Annotated in this window: 9 protein-coding genes and 2 pseudogenes; 5 read left to right on the forward strand and 6 right to left on the reverse strand. The window is 67.8% G+C overall.

What is annotated here, in order from left to right; genetic code table 11:
• Window positions 1-284: 284 nt before the first annotated feature.
• Together D7V97_RS25650 and D7V97_RS25655 are read left to right on the forward strand one after the other, a co-directional pair.
• Window positions 285-1,874, forward strand: coding sequence for an endo alpha-1,4 polygalactosaminidase (locus tag D7V97_RS25650; protein ID WP_158623459.1), 1,590 nt, complete (start codon window positions 285-287; stop codon window positions 1,872-1,874).
• Between the two features lie 1,021 nt (window positions 1,875-2,895).
• On the forward strand, window positions 2,896-4,047 hold the full coding sequence (locus D7V97_RS25655) for a kelch repeat-containing protein (protein ID WP_120613272.1): 1,152 nt from the start codon (window positions 2,896-2,898) through the stop codon (window positions 4,045-4,047).
• Window positions 4,048-4,212: 165 nt separating this feature from the next.
• Here the strand turns inward: D7V97_RS25655 and D7V97_RS25660 are convergent.
• The 3 genes and pseudogenes from D7V97_RS25660 to D7V97_RS25670 all read right to left on the reverse strand — a co-directional run bounded on the left by D7V97_RS25660 (window position 4,213) and on the right by D7V97_RS25670 (window position 8,533).
• A pseudogene (locus D7V97_RS25660) lies at window positions 4,213-5,543 on the reverse strand (IS1380 family transposase).
• An 84-nt stretch (window positions 5,544-5,627) separates the two neighbouring features.
• Entirely contained in the window at window positions 5,628-7,058 is a 1,431-nt protein-coding gene (locus D7V97_RS25665) for an IS66 family transposase (RefSeq protein WP_120613273.1), read from the reverse strand.
• 317 nt (window positions 7,059-7,375) lie between these two features.
• Window positions 7,376-8,533, reverse strand: coding sequence for a class I SAM-dependent methyltransferase (locus D7V97_RS25670; RefSeq protein WP_120613274.1), 1,158 nt, complete (start codon window positions 8,531-8,533; stop codon window positions 7,376-7,378).
• Window positions 8,534-8,722: 189 nt separating this feature from the next.
• Between D7V97_RS25670 and D7V97_RS25675 the strand changes: the two genes are divergently transcribed.
• Complete coding sequence (locus D7V97_RS25675; protein WP_233583201.1) at window positions 8,723-8,923, forward strand: kelch repeat-containing protein; 201 nt, start codon at window positions 8,723-8,725, stop codon at window positions 8,921-8,923.
• 9 nt (window positions 8,924-8,932) lie between these two features.
• On the opposite strand, the gene D7V97_RS25680 is transcribed toward D7V97_RS25675, so the two are convergent.
• On the reverse strand, window positions 8,933-10,543 hold the full coding sequence (locus D7V97_RS25680) for a hypothetical protein (protein ID WP_120613276.1): 1,611 nt from the start codon (window positions 10,541-10,543) through the stop codon (window positions 8,933-8,935).
• 78 nt (window positions 10,544-10,621) lie between these two features.
• A complete protein-coding gene (locus D7V97_RS25685; RefSeq protein WP_120613277.1) occupies window positions 10,622-11,464 on the reverse strand; it encodes an AraC family transcriptional regulator in 843 nt (280 codons plus the stop codon).
• Window positions 11,465-11,615: 151 nt separating this feature from the next.
• On the opposite strand from D7V97_RS25685, the gene D7V97_RS25690 reads away from it, so the two are divergent.
• On the forward strand, window positions 11,616-12,353 hold the full coding sequence (locus tag D7V97_RS25690; protein ID WP_120613278.1) for an SDR family oxidoreductase: 738 nt from the start codon (window positions 11,616-11,618) through the stop codon (window positions 12,351-12,353).
• A gap of 154 nt (window positions 12,354-12,507) precedes the next feature.
• Here the strand turns inward: D7V97_RS25690 and D7V97_RS25695 are convergent, their stop codons facing one another.
• Complete coding sequence (locus D7V97_RS25695) at window positions 12,508-12,852, reverse strand: hypothetical protein (RefSeq protein WP_120613279.1); 345 nt, start codon at window positions 12,850-12,852, stop codon at window positions 12,508-12,510.
• A 297-nt stretch (window positions 12,853-13,149) separates the two neighbouring features.
• Here D7V97_RS25695 and D7V97_RS25700 point away from each other — a divergent pair.
• A pseudogene (locus D7V97_RS25700) lies at window positions 13,150-15,812 on the forward strand (RHS repeat protein); the annotation flags it as partial.

Here is a 15,812-nt window from a genome sequence, read left to right on the forward strand (position 1 = left end):
GCATGGAAGCGTCCCTTGGGTGGGGAGTGTCGGGGAGGCGGGAAGCTGGGCCCTCGGCGTCCCCCGGCCATCCGTCCCCCGGGCCCCGGGTTGCTGTCAGCCAATGCATGCGCGCCGGCTCCCGCTTCTGCTGTCGTCGGAGAAGTACAGCCTTCAGGCAGTGGAGACTCCGGCGTTGCGCCTGGGCTTTCCCCATGTGATAGCCGCGACACTACCCTGGAGGAATGATGTCGAGATGGAGTGCCTGGCTGTCCCCGTGTCTGGCCTTGCTGGTGTCGGGATGCATGTCATTGGAGGTGGAGGAGGCGCGAGAGCCGGGTGTCCAACAGCAGGCCCTGTCCGGCACGCAGGTCATCGACTTCACCTCCGCGAGCACGACGGCGAACACGGATGCGTCCGGCAAGAGCGGCGGCATGACCGTGCTCAAGGCGAACAGCTCCAACTGCACGGTCGGCGCGTACGCGGATTGCTATGCGCAGTACATCGAGTTCAGCCCGTCCTCCACGGGCTACCTGACCTTCACGCTCTCCAGCGTCACCCAGGCCACACCCACCCCCGCGCAAATCACGCAGCTCCAACTGTTGACGAAGTACCAGGGGCCCGCGGCCGCCACGTCCTACTACCAGTGGCAGCTCTACCGGTTCACGACCTCGAGCTGGGTCAACATCGCCAGCTCGCAGGGGCGCGGCGAATGGGTGTGGACCCCGGCGCTGACGCTCAACCTCCCGAGCACCGAGACGGCCTCGAACTTCGTCTCGAGCACCGGTGACATCCGCGCGCGCCTCGTCAAGGGCGCGGGGACGGACGCGGCGCAGCTCGACAGCCTCCGCCTCCAGGTGTCCTGGGACATCCCCACGACGTGCACGGCGGAAACCAACGCGGCCTTCTGCACGCGGCTGGGCGCGACCTGCGGTCAGGTGAGCGGCACCGACAACTGCGGCCAGGCGCGCACGGTGGCAAGCTGCGGCAGCTGCCTGAGCCCGGAGACGTGCGGCGGTGGCGGCACCCCGAACGTCTGTGGCCAGGGCTCGGCCTGCACCCCGGCGACCTTCCCCAAGGGCACCACCTGGATGTGGGACCTGGAGCACGACGCCCTGCCCACGAACCTCAACGCCCAGGTCTACGTCGTCGACCTCTTCAACACGTCGAGCGCGAAGATCCAGGAGTACAAGACCGCCGGCAAGAAGGTGGTCTGCTACTTCAGCGCCGGCACGTACGAGGACTGGCGGAGCGACGTCAGCCAGTTCCCGCAGGACACCTGGTGCAGCCCCGGGGAGAACTGCGCCCAGTCCGTCCACATCCTGGGGGACTGGTGTGTGAGCGGTGGCGGCTGTGAGTGGTGGTTGGACCACCGCAAGCCGGCGGTGCGGACGGTGATGACGTCCCGCATGCAGTTGGCGAAGAGCAAGGGCTGCGACGCGGTGGAGCCGGACAACATCGACGGCTACTCGCACGACGACAGCATCAGTTGCACCGACCAGGCCTGTTGGGGCCTCACGGCGACGAACCAGCTGGACTACAACCGCTGGCTGGCCGACACCGCCCATTCCCTGTGTCTGGGCATCGCGCTGAAGAACGACGTGGACCAGATCCCCGCGCTCGCCAGCTCCTTCGACTTCGCCATCAACGAGCAGTGCCAGAAGTACAACGAGTGTGGCGCCTACAAGACCTGGTTCACGGCCCAGAACAAGGCGGTCTTCAACGCCGAGTACCGCGTGGACTCGGGCGGGGTGTCGACGGGCTGGACGAACTGCACGGGCACGGGGGCGACCTGCGCCTGCGGCGAGAGCGGCTTCGTCCAGGGGGACATGCGCACCCTGGTCTTCAGCACCGCGTCGGTCCGCTACGACAACATCCACTTCGCCTGCTGGTAGTGCGGACAGGCCGGGGCGGTGTGCCCGCCCTGGCCTTCCTCCGCAGGGGCTTGTCCCGGTTTACGATAGGACTGCCCGTGCCTACGGAAGGTTTTCAAGATGGTCGGAGAAGAGAGCCTCGAGCAAGGTCGGTGGCCGTTCTCCATTGAAGAAGCCGACTCGAATATCGGGCAGGGGAACCTGCGCCAGCGACAAGGGGAAGGGACGGCAGCCAAGCTCCCGCTCGACGAGGCGCGCGAGGCTGTCAGCCTCAGCCTTGACCGAGTTCGGAAATTCGAAGGCAAGTCGGGGGCGGGAAGAGCGGTAGAGGCGATGCCCCCCTTCTCCGCTGCCTCTCCCTCAATCCTGGCATCAGAGTGCCGGACGTAAGAGGTAGAGGTGGCATGCCACACCTGCGTGGTGACGTAGATGAGATAGAGAGGAGCCAGGACGCTGACGGCAGCGGCGACGCGCGTGACGAAGGTCTCCTCTTCCGGCATGGATTCCTTGCGATAGATGAAGCAACGCAGACAGGCCGAGCCGAAGGGCTGCGTGCCAACACCCACCGCGTCGCTTGGGAAGGCGCGGGGTAATTCCCTTATCAGGGCTCGCCACGCCTCCCACTCCAAGGCTCTTTCCCAGGCCATGCGCCACCGCTGGTGTTCGGGCGTGCGCTGGTGGGCCAGGAGAGGTTAGCTGTAGTCGTCCTTCTCTACAGGGAAGCCCGTGGGATAGTGCTGGTGAGCAATCTGGACCAGCGCTTCTTGTGTCAGCTCACTCATCGGACCCCACCTCGCCGGGGATGTCGAAGTAGTTTCTGCACAGGGGTCTGCCGTTTCTGTATACCCCGGCAGAGTGCCGCTCAGGCGCGGGGCGTAAGCGAGGTGTTTCAGCGCGGGCCGCGCCGCGACGGACTATCTTTCACGCGGCGACCGATTAACGTGTCTGCAGCGAGGGGTCTCCGGCCTCCTCGACGACGCCGCCGCGGGGCTGTACGAGCCCACGTGGGTACAACATTGATTGAACCAAGGAGGTCACCCGAATGACACGCAGGCTTCACCTTCGGATCGTTTTCGCCGCTTCGCTCTCGCTCTCGTTCGCCGGAATCCGCGCGAGCGCCGCCCAATCGAGCTTGCCCTACTGGACCGAGATTCCGCAGGGCGGCGCCATCCCCGCCCCCCTCTGGGACGGTTCGAGCGCCTATGACCAGGGCCTCTTCTACATCTTCGGCGGGCTGAACGGGACCTACCCGAACGACGAGCCCGTGGCCGACTTCAGCGCCTTCGACGTCGACACGCTGACCTGGTACGACCTCAGCCAGTACCCGGGCGGGCCGTCCGCGAGGGCCGAGTCGATGATGTGGTGCGTCTCCGAGGACGACGCGCTGATCGTCTCCGGCGGGAGAGGTCCTTTCCGGCGCGGGCTCGACCTCACGCACCAGGACACGTTCCGGTTCGATCCGGTGCACGGGTGGACGCAGATCGCGCAGAGCGCGGCCGAAATCGGGCGCGCCAACCGCTCCACGGAGGCGGCCGCCGTGCGCGATAAGGAGACGCACAAGACCGTCGCGTACGCCTTCTCGGGCTCGTCGTCGACGCTTCCGGCCTTCATCAACCGTCCTGATGGCCTCCAGCACGACCTGGTCCGCTACAAGAACGGTTGGAAGCAGGTCTCGACCGGCTCGACCGCCCCGCGCGCTCGTGCCCATCATCCGCTCGTCTACGCCGAGGGCTGGAACGCGCTGCTCGTCTACGGCGGTTACACGAACGACGCCGTGAACGGGACCGGTGTGTTCTCGCCTGAGAACTTCCTCGGCGACCTCTGGATGTTCGACGTCCACACCAAGACCTGGGATCAGATCGTCTTCGACGAGGCCGACGGACCGGGCCACCGCGACAACGCAAAGCTGATCGCCGATGAGCACAACGACCGCATCTGGCTCTTCGGAGGCAGCCAGTTCGACGGGACCACTCTGTCCGATGTCTGGTACTTCGATCTCCACACCGGGACCTGGACGCGCGTGGACACCGCAATGACGGGGCCCGCGCCGGCGCCGAGGTTCGGCCAGTTCTACTTCTCCCGCAAGACCGCCACGGCCTACGAGCTCTACATCTTCGGAGGAGCGACCGCGGAGTTCGCGCCGGTGCTGCTCAACGACATGTGGAGGTTGACGATCCCCCTCGCCGGCGGCTAGCCCGGATCGGTCACACCGGGCGCGGACAGAGGGCTGGTGTCGCAGCGGAGCCTGCTGGTGGCCTCGCGCATTGCCTCGCGTCGGTTCTGGTTTCGGCAACGGGCAAAGCTCGGCCCTCTCCCGCCGGAGTCAGGCCTGCGCGAGGTTGTCAAAGAGCAGCGGGCGTCAGGAGGGGGCGGGGACGGTGCGCAGCTGTTCCGCGATGCGCGCGAAGAGGTCTTTCACCGGAGCGGCGGCGCTCAGGGACAGGACGACGCGGCGGACGCTGACCCGGACGATGGCGGCCACCTTCAGCAGCTTCAGTCGAATGGTTCCCGCCTGCGCGCGCTCGAGTTCCGTGCCCTTCAGGCCGAAGTGCCGCAGCAGGTTGAGGAGCACGTAGGCGACAGACGAGAACCAGAGCCGCAGTTGGTTGGCGCGAAGCGTATGGGCGCTGGTCCGGTCGGCGAAGAGGCCCAGCTGCTGTTCCTTGATGCGGTTCTCCATGTCGCCTCGGGCGCAGTAGAGCTCCTCGTAGAGGGCCTGCGCCGGGTGCGCCTCCTCGCGGAAGGACGTGACGACGAAGCGTGGGTTGTGCTTGTCGCCCAGCCACTTCGCCTTGGCCACCACGCGCCGCTCCCGCGTCCAGGAGTCGCGTGTCTGGTAGCGCAGCTCGCGGTAGGCCCGCGTCGGCGCGCCGTCACGTTCCTCCAGCGACACCGCGCGCACCAGTGCCAGGTCCGCCGCAATCATTTCCTCCAGCCGCTTGTTGCGGGCCAGGCCGAAGACGTAGTCGACGCGGTGGTCCTCGCACCAGGCCATGAGGTCATCTCTGGCGAAGCCCGAGTCGGCGCGCAGCACCAGCCGGGTGTCGGGCCAGCGCTCGCGGATGCGGGCCACCAGCCGCTGCACCTCCTGAAGCGCGCCCGCGGCCGCGTCGATGCCGGAGGTGCGCAGCTTCGCGCCCAGCAGGAAGTCGCCCGCGAAGATGTAGAGCGGCAGGTAGCAATAGTTGCCGTAGTAGCCGTGGAAGAAGCGGCCCTCCTGGGTGCCGTGGATGGGGTCGTCAGTGGCATCCAGGTCCAGCACCACCTCGCGCAGGGGCTGGGGGTGCGCGTCCAGGAAGGCGTCGACGAAGAAATTTTCGATGGCCTGCCCGTCGTAGACGACCTTGCGGTAGCGCGCCTCGGCCGTCGCATCCGCCGGCGTCAACTCCAGTCGGTTGAGCGTGCTGGGACTGGCCAGCTTCTGGGCCGGGTCCGCCTTGCCCACCACCACCGCCAGCAGCGGGTCCTCCCGAAGCGCCGCGTGGTCCACCAGGTCCTCGTAACCGCAGGCGATGCCGAACACGCGCTGCCGGACGAGCTCCTCCACCGTGTGGTGCACCAGCTCCGGAGCGCGAAGGTCGCGAAAGCAGGCCGCGAACTTCCGCATCAGCCCGAACCGACCGTCGGTGCGATGCAGCAGCGCCAGGCCCCATCCGACGAGATGTGCTCCGCGTCGAACGCGGCCACCAGTTTTCGGCGGCCGACGGCATCGAACTCGACCTGCTTCGGGGGTAAGCGTTCACGGGGGCCGACGGCCGCGAGCGTGAGCTGAGATTATGTGCCGGGCAGCAGCGAGGGCGCGGGAGTGCCGTGGAGATGGGCTTCGAGGGACGCCGTGAGAGAGTCGAGCATGTTGCGCTCCTGCTTCCTGAGGCTCATCACGGCCGTGAGGATGCGCTCGACGAAGCGGCTGCCGTCCTCGCTCTGGGTGCCAAAGCTTGTTTTGCGCCAGATGACTGCATGGCGCAGGTCCCTCTCGGCGAGGTTGTTGGTGGGCTCGACGCCCTCGGTATAGACAAACGTCCAGAGCGCGTCCTTGAGCTTGAGGATTTCCCTGGCGGTGCCGGCCACCGGCTTCGGGCACACCTCCGCGGCCTCCGTCAGGAGTCGCTCCACCTCGCGCATGAGAGGGCGCATCTTCCGCTGGAAGGTGGCGCGCTTCAGGAGCCCATCGCGCGCCAGGTGCCACCACTCGAAGAGGACGAAGGCTTCGGCCAGCAGCAACTCTCCCAGCCGTTTCGCCTCCCCGCCGCGCTCGATGAAGCCCTCGAACTCGCGCACCAGATGCGCCCAGCAGATCTGCCGCTTGAGGGCGTGCACCCAGTTGTAGGCACACCACCTGTCGGAGATGAGCGTGCCCCGAAAGTCCTGGCCCAGCATCGTCTGGGCGACGGCCTTGCCGCGACTCTTGACGATGAGGAAGACCGCCACGGTCGCGGTGCTGGCCACCCACAGCCAGGCCCTGGCATGTTTTTGCCACCACCCGGTTTCATCCTGATGGACGGCCGGTTGCGTCTGCACGTACGCGCGCGCCTCGTCTTCCGGCGCCGCCAGAGCGTTGCTCACCGCCTGCTCGAGGTTGCTGACGCTGCCGAGTGCCAACTCCACGCCCAGCACGTCCTCCAGCAACTCCTGCACCCGCCGCTTGGACAGGCGGAAGCGCCCGGTGCAAAGGGCGATGAAGCCCGTCAGGCGCGGACCGAAGTTGCCCTCGGGCACTCCCACCGGCAGCGGTGCGCAGCGCCAGGCGTTACAGTCGGCGCACCAGCCCGCATGCAACTCGTACTGCCTCACCTCGGGCACGATGCGCGGCAACTCCACCACCTGGTGGATTCGTGCCGGAGGCGTGCTCTCCAGTCGCAACAGGGGCCCGGTGCAGCCCGTGCAACGCTCCGGTGCGGGCACCGCGACCACCTGCGTCACCTTGTCCGGCGGCATCAGCTCGCGCTTGCGGCCCTTGTGTCCGGGTTGGCCTCCGGGCCTACGCCCCGTCGGCTCCGGCTTCCTGGGCGGCGTACCGGGCGGGTCCGAGGAAGGAGGCTTCGAGGAATTCCGCGAGGTGCTCCGCAACCGCGCCTCCAGCTCCGCAATGCGGGCCTCCTGCTGCGCAATGCGAACCTCCTGCTGCTCGATTCGCGCGAGCGCCGCGCTCAGCAGTCGCTCCAGCTCCGCGATACGCGCATCTCTCGGGTCGGGCGTGGCCACGTCCCAGTATTTCTAATCCGCCCCCGGCCCACGTCGAGCGTGGTGAGGCCCACCGTTCGCTGCCTCACTGACCCCTCAGGCGAGCCCCCCGTGAACGCTTACTCGAAGTACACAGGCTTCAGCCCAGGGATTTCACACTGGGATACGCGGGCCATGTGCGCACCCACCTGCACCCAAGAGGAGCAGCAGGCTGGCGAGAAGGTCTCGTAGAAGCCGTTCGCGCCATGGCGCTGATCTTGTCGCAAGAAGTCTTCGCACGGCTTCAAATCCTTACGGCTGGGCTGAGGATGTTCCATAGGCCCGTGGGCCGGCCCCGGCTATCGGGTGCCTGGCACGAGGCCGTAGAGGGTGGTGACCTCCCGGGAGCGCGCGGCGTGCAGCGGGTCCGCCTTGTCCTTCGCCTTGGCGTGCCGCGCCGGGGTGGACTTCCGCCACGCCACCGTCAGGCCGCAGCGCGCGAACTGCTCGTCGAGCCACCCGGGCGGACGCAGGCCCAGCAGCACCGCGAGGTCCGACAGGATGAGCAATCCCTCTCCTTCCGGGTTGAGCGCGGCGGGGAGCCCTTCGAGGAAGCGCCGCAGGAACTGGCTGTCCTCGTCGAACACCGCGCGGTCCACCCGGTTCTTGGGCGGCTCGGGGATCCACGGTGGGTTGCAGACGACGAGGTCCGCCTTGCCTTCCGGAAACAGGTCCGCCTCCGCCACCTGGAAGCGCTGCGCGAGGCCGAGTCGCTCCGCGTTCTCCCTTGCGCACGCCACCGCGCGGGAATCGCAATCCGTGGCCTGCGCGGACGCCGCGCCGCGCTGCAGGAGGAGGAAGGAGAGTACGCCGGTGCCGGTGCCCACGTCGAACACGCGCTTGCCTTTGACGTCCGGCACGGCCGCCAGCAACTCCACGTAGTCGGTGCGCGTGGGCAGGTAGACGCCGTAGTGCGGATGCAGCAGGCCCTTCAGCCCCGGGACGGCCAGGCCCTTGCGCCGCCACTCCGCGGCCCCGAGCATGCCGAGCAGTTGCTTGAGCGGCACCACGGTGAAGTCCGTCGTGGGCTCGCCCCACACCTGCCGGCACGCTTCGGAGACGTCCGGTGCGCGCGCGAGCTCCAGGCGGTAGCTCCGGTCGAGCGCGACGACGATGCGCGACAGCGTCGCATGCTCCAACTGCCGCGCGCGGCGCTCGGCCCGGAACGCCTCCAGCGGCGAGCGGGCCTGCCAGGGCCGTTCGAGCCGCCGGCCCAACGCGCCGAGCAGCTGCTTCGCGTTATGGAAGTCGCCGGTGTAGCGGAGGAAATCGCCCCGGCGGACGCGCTGGAGCGCGGTGTCGGCGCGGAGCCGATCATCCACGGGCGACAGGCGCGTGGGCGCGGGCTCGTCACTCTCCGAATGCCAGGTGAACGCGGCGTCGGGCGGGAACGTGAAGGTCGCGGCGGCGGGCGTCGGCCCCTTTTGGGCGTCGGCGGGTTTGCGGGGGCGGTCCATGGGCCTGGGGTAGCACGTCCGTGCCCCCTGCGATCCGGGTCTCTCGAAAAATTGTTTCAAGGGCTGCTCTAACTCAATGCCTCCACACACTGAAAAAGCGTGAGCCCCATGCGCCACCTACCCCTGGCCGCGACTCCGTCGCGCGCTGCGGCCCCGAACCCCAGGCCTCGCCACCCTGCGCTCCCCCTGGTGGGTGGGACTGGGAGCAGCGGTGAGTTCGCCACGGCCGAGGTGTATGACCCGGCCACCCATACGTGGTCCGCCACCGGCCCGCTCGCGGTGGTCCGCCGTCACCTCACGGCGACCTTGCTGAACAACGGCAAGGTGCTCGTGGTGGGCGGCGAGAATGGCACCGCCGCCCCCTACCTCGCCAGCGCGGAGCTGTACTGACGCGGAGCCTCAATCCCAGCGATCCAGCGTATAGGTCGCGACGGCCCCCTGGGTCGTCACGCGAACGACCGTGTTCCAGGAGGATGTACTCGCGGAGGCGGTGAGCATGAGGCCGTTCGCGAGCGGCTCCCCTTCGGGAACCCCCAGCTTGCGACTGCGTGAGAACGCCTCGATGGTCGCGCGAACCCCATGCAGGTCGCTGCGCAGGAACTCGGGAAACAACATCGCGCTGTCATTGCGGCTGTCGCGCGCGCCCTTCAGGATGAAGAAGACGCCCAGGCCGTGGTGCGCGAAGCGATCGCCAAACCAGGTGTTGGGCTTCATCGTCAGGCCGAGGACCTCCACGTAGCCCGGCGACAGGCCCCAACTGCTTGCAGGGGTGGGGTTGACGTAGAAGTACCAGGTGACCGGGTTGCGCTGCTCCAACGCGTCCCATTGGATGAGGGGCGGCGCGTCGGGATGGACGGCCGTCACCAGGGCCGAGAACGCCGAGCTGCTGGTGGGAACCAACAACTCCAGCTTCTCCGCCGAAGGCAGGACGGTGTCGCGGAACTTGATCCAGGTCAGGGTCTTGTCAGGCAGCTGGAGGTCGGTGACGCGACCCGCCTCCTTGGGCTGGAGATGCCCGAAGACACTCCCCGCCTTCGGGGGCTTGTCCGTCCTGGGGCTCCAGGTGAGCTGCACCTCCGCGAGCGTGGCGAACCGGCGCTCCAACGCGGGCGCGAGCCCCAGTCTGGCAATGGCCTCTTCGGCCTGCTTGATGTTCCCGGCGGCCGGGGCCGCCTGCGGGCGCTGGTACTGGAGCGGGTGCATCTTGTCGTCGAACTTCTTCTTGACCGTCTCGAAGGGGAGGCCCGCCGCGAGGTCCTCCAGGAGGGTCCCAACCATCGAGCTGCGTGGCGTGCAGAAGCCCGCCGGGGCGGAGGCCACCGCCTTCCAGAGGAGATTGCCGCCATGGGGCTGCTTGCGCTCGCGCTGCCGGGCGATGAGCCACTCGACCCCGCCGATGAACTTCTCGGAGCGCGTGAGTGCATCGGCCTGGAGGACGACCCGGGCCTGTTCCAGGAGGCTCGGCTTGAACTCGTCGAGCGCCACGTTCAGGCAACGGTGGTGCTCCAGATGCTCGGCCATCTTCTGTCTGGCATTGAGGAGGCGCGGCTGGAAGAGGCTGTCCTTGGGAACGCGCACGGCCAGGTGCTTCCAGCCGCCTGACATCGGGGTGCCCCAGACAGGAACGGACGACAGGAAGACACCATTGACGTGAGCCTTCTCGACCATTCCACGCAGCCGCTGCACGGCGGCGGAGTTCTCAGCGGACGCCAGGTGCTCCCGCCAGAAGGGGCTGCGCGGCCGGCCCGTGTCGTCAAGGGTCACCAGATGGCCGAAGCGCTCGACGAACGTGCGGCAGTGGCCGCAGGTGTTGGCCTGACGTGTCTCCTCGGGGAGGGAGGCGAGGTAGGCCTCCCAGAGACCGGTGGCATCCGTGGTGAACAGCTGCTGGTGGGCGACATGCTCCTCGAAGCCCGCCTGGAGGCGGCCCAGAAAGCCGTGATACTCGGGGTCGTCAGGGGCGGCCTTCTGCTGGGACGATGGGCTCGCCTTGAGATCAGTGTTGCTCATGGGGAGCCATTCTATCGGGAGAGCGCCATGAGCGCTCACTGGGGGGGCTCCTGCGCCGCGACCTCTACGACGCGCGCCTCACTGCACGGCTCGTGCGAACTGGCCCGGTGTGACTCCGATGATGCGCTTGAAGTGGCGGTTGAGCTGACTCTGGTCGTAGAAGCCGACCTGGAGCGCGACCTCCGATGGCCTCAGTCCCTGGGACAGCAGCCGCCGTGCCCGCGAGACGCGCAGGTGGGTGAGGTACGCGTAGGGAGGCATGCCCAGCTCCTCCCGGAAGGCACGGCACAGGTGGAACCGATCCCACCCCACCTGCCGGGCCAGCGCCTCCAGCGTGATGCCCTCGGGAAGGGCCTCGTGCAGCGCCTCGACCACTTGTCGGACGGGCCCACGGCGGCGCTGCTCCAACGCGTCCGTATGCCCCAGGCATCCCACCAGCGCGGCGAGGGCTTCGGTCAACGCGGTCTGGAGCTCCAGGGTATTGGCGCGTCCCTCCAGGCCCTCATCCAGCAGGGCGTGGAGCCGCACGAAGGCGGCCGCCGTGGGCTGCTCCCGCTCGAGTTGGAGCTGTCGAAGCCGGGCGGAGGCCGGGACGCCCAGGGCCTCGCGGGCCTCCGCGACGAGTGACTCGTCGAAGGCGACCGACTGGAACCGGGCGGGGCCGTCGCGGCGCAGGTCGCGGTGCACCTCGCCCCCCTGCTTGAGGTCGACCGTCCGGGGCGTGGTGGAGCGGACCTTGCCTCGGCCCCACCACTCCGAGCGGCCCACCTGCGTCAGCGTCACGGAGAAGCGCTCCTTCACCGAGCGCCACAACCGACCGTCCGTCTTGAAGCGCACCACCTGGACGCCCGGCAGCTCCGGCAGGAGGAACGTCCGGATGGACAGCGGGCCATCGGAGAGGGAGCGCACTGGATCAGTCACGGCCTGATTCTACCGGGAGCCTCCCGCGTGGCTTGGGCGAAGTTGACGGTGCCCGGCATGACAACAACGCCCAAGCCCGGGGAGCGTCCGCGCGGGTAGACCTTCGCCGGGTGTCCCGGTCATCTCTCTTTCACCCGGGCAGGAAGGCGTCATGTCAGGCATCAAGGACAAGGTCATTGCCATCACCGGCGCGAGCAGCGGCATTGGGGAGGCGGCGGCGCTCCTGCTCGCCGAGCGCGGCGCGAAGGTCGTCCTCGGCGCGCGCAGGCTGGAGCGGCTGGAGCCCGTGGCGGCGCGCATCACGAAGGCGGGCGGGGACGCCGCCCATGTCCGGACCGACGTGAGACGGCGCGAAGACGTCGCCGGGCTCGTCCGCCTGGCCTGTGAGCGGTTTGGCCGGCTGGATGTCCTCATCAACAACGCGGGCACCATGGCCGTCTCCCCCTTCGACGACCTGCGCGTCGATGACTGGGAGGAGATGATCGACACCAACCTCAAGGGCGTTCTGTATGGCATCGCCGAAGCCCTGCCTGTCTTTCGCAAGCAGGGCTCCGGGCACTTCATCAACACCGCTTCGACCGCGGCGCATCGCATCGTTCCGAACCAGGCGGTCTACGCCGGAACGAAGTCCGCCGTGCGAGCCGTCTCCGAAGGCTTGCGCCAGGAAGCCGGTGACAAGCTGCGCGTGACCCTCATCTCGCCGGGACTCATCCGGACGAACTTCCCCGAGCACGCGAAGAACCCGGAGGTCCGGGCCCAATTCGAAGCAGCCCGGGAGAAGCTCGCCATCGCCCCGGAGGCCATCGCCCGCGCCATCGCCTTCGCCATCGAACAACCCGCCGACGTGGACGTCAGCGAGGTGATTGTCCGTCCCACGGCGCAGGGCTGAGCGCGGACGGAGGCGGCCTCCTCACCGTGTCTGGCGTTGCACGGCGGAGCCCGCTTCATCGGGCGTTCTGTCTCCAGTGGGGTGCCAGGCGCTACGCATCACTCAGGAGCTTCAGGTCGCACGCCGGCGCCACGCGAACCGTCCCTCCCGCGCGTCACCCGCCCAGCTGTGCCCCCACCTGGGCCATCAACGACAGCACCCGCGCCCGCGTGGAGCCCTGCAGGTCCGGCCGCACGGAGAGGGCCTGGAGCATCCGGAAGACGGGTGTGCCGCCCTCCAGGTGCTGGGCCGCGACCGCCAGCATCGCGCGGTCCTGCTCCGTGTCCAGCGCGTCCAGCAGCATGCGCGTGGCCAGCTCCTGTGGCGCGCGGCGCAGCGCATCCACGGCGGCGGCCTGCCGTCCGCGAACGTCGGCCTGCGCTCGCGGCTGGACCGGTTGCAACCCGGTCATCTCGTCGAAGAGAAGGTTGTACGTGGCCCGTTGGCGCAGGGCCGCCACAGCCTTTCGATGGGTTGAAGCTGAGGGCTGTATCGCTGCACCACATCCTTGCAGTCGAAAGGGCGTCTTCTGCGTGCCGCCAGACCCTCCTGCCGCATGAGGAGGGCGACGCGCCTCTCCGAAACGCGCCGGCCCCATTCGAAAGCGTCGCCGTGCGGGAGGGACGAAGGGGACTCTCAGTCCGCTTGAAAAGAAGCAAGGAATTAGAATTGACGGCTGTGGGGATGGGCGGGTACTGAGCCCAGCAGGATTGGGGTGAAGAGCGTGAGGGGAATTCCGATGCAGTTGAGCCGAGTGGTGCTGCTGCTGGCGTTGTGCGTGGCGTTGGTGGCAAGAGCCGAAGGCGGCGTGTCGGAATGGCAGAGCAGGTGGGCGGTCCAGGAGAAGTCCGCGGCGGAGGAAATGTGCAACCAGCCGCAACGGCGGGCTGCGGTCGTAACGGTCGACCGGACGCAAGCCTTTGAGGAGGCGCGCGCCGCATGGGAGGCGAAGCGGGACATTGACCAGTCGCAGCTGACTGAAACGTTGGCGAAGGCCCACGCGATTCTAGGTCCCAAGCCAGCCTGGTGGGAGCGCTTCCTCTGGCATGCGCCCTGGGCTGGTGACGCGGAGAAGGCGACCCTTGAGCAATCCCTTGAAAAGCTGCGGCGGGCCGTGGGGCTGCTTAAGAAGCTCCAGCTCAAGGACGAGGCGGTCCGGGCGCAAAGGCTGCTGGAGCTGGAGCGGCAGATAGGGGGGCTGGAAACCCTGGCGACGGGCACCTTCTCCCGAGCATGGCAGATCGCCTGGGGCGAGTCCCCTCAAGCAGGCATCGCGCGTCTGCAAGAGAGGCTATCCCTGCCGGAGGTCGGGCTCACGGTGGAGGACGTGACGCAGGTGGCCCACATCGAGAAGGTTGTGGCGACCGACCTGCAGGAAGGCGTGGTCGGGCAGCCCCTTCCCCAGCCCGTGGCGGTGCGGGTGACGACCGCGACCGGTGAGCCCGTACTCGGGGCGGTCGTGACCTTCAAGCGCACAGGGTCATCCCAGCCGTCGTTCCGTCCCGTCGGTGGAACTGGACAGGCCCAGGCCCAACTGCAGGCACTCACGGACGAGAACGGGCTGGCGGCGGTCCAGGTGCTGCCTGACACCCTCATTGCCCATTTGAGCTTCCTGCGGCCGGGAACGCACTTCCCCCAGCGCCTGGGGTACAACGAGGTGACGGCGGAGACCACGAACGGGACCCTGTCCTTCGTGCTGGATCAGCCCTTCGTCGAGGTGGGGTTGCCGGAGGTGCCCTATCAGATTCAAGCCACGGGCACGTCCGTCTCGAGCGAAGCGGGCTTGCAGCTGATTGCTCCTCTGGCGGGGAAGGTGCTGGACCGCTACGGAAATGCCCTGGCGAACCAGCAGGTGACGTGGACGCAGTCTCCGACCACGGGGCGATTCTTTCGCTACCAGGATTCCGCGACGCCCCAGGTGCTGGATCCCGCCAATCCCATGCAACTGCAGACGATGCAGGAGTGGACTGACACGGAGGGCTGGCTGGCTGCGGGCTACATCCCGGGAACGGCTGCTGGCACCTACTACGCGATGGCCCAGGTGGGGACCCTGACGCGTCAGTTCGCGGTGGGGGCCACCGTTCCCAGCACGAGGTACACCTTCCGGACGACGTACAACGGCGACTTCAATGGGGTCTACCAGACCACCGGCCCCAACGTGATGGTCGCGCAGATTCTAAGGTGGCCGGTGGGTGCGCCGGGCTGGATACCGGTGCGCGGTGATGAGCCGGGGCTGGAGGATGTGGCGGTCGGTATCTGGACGCTTGCGCAAGACAACACCGAGCTTGATTTCACCATGGCGGTTCCCCTTGCGACAGGGCCGGAGTCCCTGGACGATGAGACTTCGGTGGCCTTCCGGCCGAAATACCTGGTGAATGAAGGCTGGCAGCGCCTGTACTTCGTCGGCCAGGTCTACGAGCGCCGCCCGGATGGACAGTCCGTCTGGGTCTGTTGCAATCGCGATCTCTATTCCTGGCAATATTCGGCCGCCCCCACCTTGCAGGCTCTTCGTGTGTTGCAGGGCGGCGGGCTGGTCCCAGCTGGCGGTCAGGCGATGACGTCGGACTCGGGCCTGGCTTTCCGGGTGCCCAACAACAGCTCAGACAGCCTCTATGTACGGGTGACGGTTGAGCCCAACGTGCCCGGGGACGAAGTGCTCGTCCTGGCCTCCAACCTTGTCCGCGACGCGGACGGTGACCTTGTGCTGCCAGGGTCGTCTACCGCTCTGAGGTCCCTGCCGCTGGTGGCTGGAACGCAGGGCGGGAGGGTTCGCTTCGAGCTGTATGCGAAGGATTATGTCTCGTCGCCTGCCGTGAAGGTGCTGCAGGACACCGAGGACGTGGACGTGCGTCCCCCTCAGTCCGACCTCTTCGTGGCGGGGCTCCCCTTGCGAGCGCGCTGGGTGCTGCCTGTATGGGATTTTGTCTCCGCGCAGAAGCCCGTTCCTGGCCAGCCGCCGCCGGACGACGCACAGGGGGCCATTGCCTACGGTGCCCCGCTCGGCATGAAGGTCTTCGTGAACGGGCGGCTGGTCGTTCGTCGGGGCGAGACGGAGGTCGCCAGCGCGCAGGTGCAGGCGAATGCCACGGGCATCACGCAGGTCTCATCGCTGGGGGGGACTCCCATGGCCCTGGGGCAGGAGGGCTTTGCCGTGGTGGAGCTCCCGCCTGGAGCGGTGGGACTGGAGACGGTCCGGGTCACGCTGGTGCCGGAGAACCCCAACCAGGCGTCCGTGAACCAGGAGGTGCCGCTGACGACCACCGTGGGGACGATGAGCAGGGTGCCGGTGGGCCATACCTTCGTGAAGGGCGTCAGCGTGGTGGACGGCCACCTGGTGAAGCAGGCCGTGGACGTGGAGGCCCCCAGCCGAGGCCTGGGACTTTCGTGGCTGCGCGCCTATTCCAGCGGTGACTCCGAGGA

The organism is Corallococcus sp. CA053C (assembly GCF_003611675.1).
Classification (GTDB): domain Bacteria; phylum Myxococcota; class Myxococcia; order Myxococcales; family Myxococcaceae; genus Corallococcus.

What these genes read in the sequence shown, in the direction of transcription:
- D7V97_RS25650 (WP_158623459.1), top strand. Translation starts at nt 285, where the DNA reads ATGTCATTGGAGGTGGAGGAGGCGCGAGAGCCGGGTGTCCAACAGCAG.
- D7V97_RS25655 (WP_120613272.1), top strand. Translation starts at nt 2,896, where the DNA reads ATGACACGCAGGCTTCACCTTCGGATCGTTTTCGCCGCTTCGCTCTCG.
- D7V97_RS25670 (WP_120613274.1), bottom strand. Translation starts at nt 8,533, where the DNA reads ATGGACCGCCCCCGCAAACCCGCCGACGCCCAAAAGGGGCCGACGCCC.
- D7V97_RS25680 (WP_120613276.1), bottom strand. Translation starts at nt 10,543, where the DNA reads ATGAGCAACACTGATCTCAAGGCGAGCCCATCGTCCCAGCAGAAGGCC.
- D7V97_RS25690 (WP_120613278.1), top strand. Translation starts at nt 11,616, where the DNA reads ATGTCAGGCATCAAGGACAAGGTCATTGCCATCACCGGCGCGAGCAGC.